This is a genomic window from Actinomycetota bacterium, from assembly GCA_030774015.1.
In the GTDB taxonomy this organism is placed as follows: Bacteria; Actinomycetota; UBA4738; order UBA4738; family JACQTL01; genus JALYLZ01.
The window spans coordinates 1-2,278 of record JALYLZ010000119.1 but is presented as its reverse complement, the minus strand read 5'-3'; the positions used below and the strand labels follow the sequence as shown (position 1 = coordinate 2,278).

The following is a 2,278-nucleotide window of genomic DNA, read 5'->3' as shown; positions in this document are numbered from 1 at the left end:
GTCCGGGACCGGGCGCGCCGGTCCCGGTCGGGGGGCGGAAGCGCCGGCCCCCCTCGAGCAAGCGGCGGCCGGTGAGCCGAACACGCCGGCCCCCTTCGAGCGAGCGGCGGCCGGTGAGCCGAACCGGACCGCAGGCGTGAATGCCGTGCTGGCCGACGGGCTGGGAACCCCCGATGCGGCCGTCTCGGAGATGCTGCTGTTCGCGACCATCCTGCTCGGGGGGTTCGCCTTCCTTCGTCTGCGGGAACGAGGGTTCCGAAAGGTTCCCCGGGCCGTGGCCTGGGCGGCGGCGGGGACGGCGGCGGCGACCCTGGCCCTGGCGTTCGTCCTGCCCCCGATCATCCGGCCGCCCATCAGCAAGAACCGTCCCTCGACGGAGGCGCGGATCGAGATCCTGTCGCCCCGTCCCGGCCAGGTGTTCCACGGCGACCCCGCCAGCGTGCCCGTGCGGGTCCGGGTGGTGGGGGGGAAGGTCGTGCGGTTCACCTCCCAGAACCTTGTCCCGGACGAGGGGCACGTCCACCTGTACGTGGACGGCGCGCTGGTGTTCATGGCGTACAGCCTGGAGCGGACCGTCTCGGTCCTGCCCGGCGACCACCATCTCCAGGCAGAATTCGTGGCGGTGGATCACGGACCGTTCGATCCGCGAGTCCTCGCCCAGGTGGCCTTCCGGGTGGTGCGTTGAGCGCTTCAGAGAGTGAGCCACTCAGGGTCGAGCACGCATCGGCGCACGGGGGCTCCGGGAACGCGCGACCGGCAGGTCCCACGCCGATCGCGGTCCTGGCCGGGCTCGCGCTGCTGCTGGTCCGGCCCGAGCTGGTGGACCTGGTCCGGTCCCCGATTCCCGCGCTGGCCGCGCTGTACGGGATCGTCCTGGTGGTGTCGCTTCTCCCGAGACAGCCCGCCGATCTCGCTCCGCCCCTCGGGCCCGCACGGTCGCTCGCGCTGGGGGCCGCGGCGGTCGTCCTGGCCTGGCTCGCCGTCCGGACGCCGGCGGTGCCGGTGCGCGCCGGCTCGGCGGCGCTGTTCCTCGACACGCTGGCGGCGGTGGCCGAGGAGGCGCTGTTTCGCCGGCTCCTGTACGGCTGGCTGTCGCGGTGGGGCGCGGTCGTCGCCGTGGCGGGCTCGGCGGTCGCCTTCGCGCTGATCCACGTCCCCACGTACGGCGTCGCGGCGCTCCCGGTGGACCTCGGCGCGGGTCTGGTTCTTTCGTGGCAGCGCTGGGCGGGGGGCCGCTGGGAGGTCCCGGCAGCGACCCATGCCCTGGCCAATCTCCTGGTGGTGGTGGGATGAAGGGGCGCCCGAGAGAGCTCCGAGCCACCACACGTCGATCCGGGACCGGCCGTGGGGCCCTGGTCGCCGGCCTCGCGGTGGGGTCTGCCTACGTCCTGGTCGTGGCGGCGGGATCGTGGTTGCACGCGGGCCTCGGCGTGCCCCTGCTCGACGGATTCGCGCCGCCGGTCGCGTACCGGTGGGTGAGCCCGCCCCCTTCGCTTGCCGCCGGCAACCAGCCCCCAGTGGCGCAGCGCTTCACCATCACCATGGGCAAGCGTGGTTCGGATCCGCAGGTCATCAGCACGATCGATCTTCAGGCGACCCTGGTCCTCAACTCGGCGGAGATCCCACCGCGGACGGGCTCGACCCCCGTCGAGCTCGACGTCACTCCTCTGGCCGCATCCGACGTCGGACGGCTCCCCGGCGTGCTCGTGGTGGCCGGGAACGTCTACCGCTTCACCGCCCAGTACAAGGGCGACGGCAAGGTCGGCCCGCTGCGCCGTTCCACGCCGGTCACGTTGGTCTACCCGGCCACGCCGGCCACCGGCCATGTCGAGCACGCGGTGGTGTGGTCGAGCGACGGCCACGCATGGAAGAAGCTCGAGACGCGAGACAGCCGTAAGGGCCAGATTGGCCCTGGCCTCGATCGAGGCGTTCGGTTACGTGGCCGTGGCCATCCCCGCCAGCGCCGCCGATGGCCTGGTCCAGTCGCCCGCCCCCACACCGCCGCGTTCGTCCGGAACCAGCACGGTCTCCATCGTGGCGATCGCGGCCGCGAGCGTCCTGGCCGTCGCCGCGATCGTTGTGCTGCTGGTCCGCCGCCGTCGTTAGGCTCCGGAACGGAATTACATGACTGTAGTTAGCCGGTGGCGCGGGGGCGGAACGATCGTGTAGTTCCACTCACCGTGGAACCTGTGGCCCTTGATGCGCGGGCCGATCGCGGCCATCTCCTCGTCGCTGACCTTGACCCCTCGGGGGTAGCTGTTGGTGTCGGCTTCGGCGT

The 2,278-nt window shown here is 72.4% G+C and carries 4 protein-coding genes; 3 read left to right on the top strand and 1 reads right to left on the bottom strand.

Going from position 1 to position 2,278, the window contains the following annotated elements; translation table 11 throughout:
- The 3 genes from M3Q23_11775 to M3Q23_11765 all read left to right on the top strand — a co-directional run.
- On the top strand, nt 1-685 hold a 685-nt coding region (locus tag M3Q23_11775), incomplete at its 5' end, for a hypothetical protein (GenBank protein ID MDP9342744.1).
- On the top strand, nt 682-1,293 hold the full coding sequence (locus M3Q23_11770) for a CPBP family intramembrane metalloprotease (protein MDP9342743.1): 612 nt from the start codon (nt 682-684) through the stop codon (nt 1,291-1,293). The genes M3Q23_11775 and M3Q23_11770, both read left to right, overlap by 4 nt.
- Nucleotides 1,290-2,138 (top strand): hypothetical protein, encoded by an 849-nt coding sequence (locus M3Q23_11765; protein MDP9342742.1) that lies wholly within the window; start codon nt 1,290-1,292, stop codon nt 2,136-2,138. Before M3Q23_11770 ends, M3Q23_11765 begins: the two co-directional genes overlap by 4 nt.
- Here the strand turns inward: M3Q23_11765 and M3Q23_11760 are convergent.
- The coding region (locus tag M3Q23_11760; protein ID MDP9342741.1) for a hypothetical protein at nt 2,121-2,278 on the bottom strand (158 nt) is incomplete at its 5' end. The two genes, M3Q23_11765 and M3Q23_11760, sit on opposite strands and share 18 nt — an antisense overlap.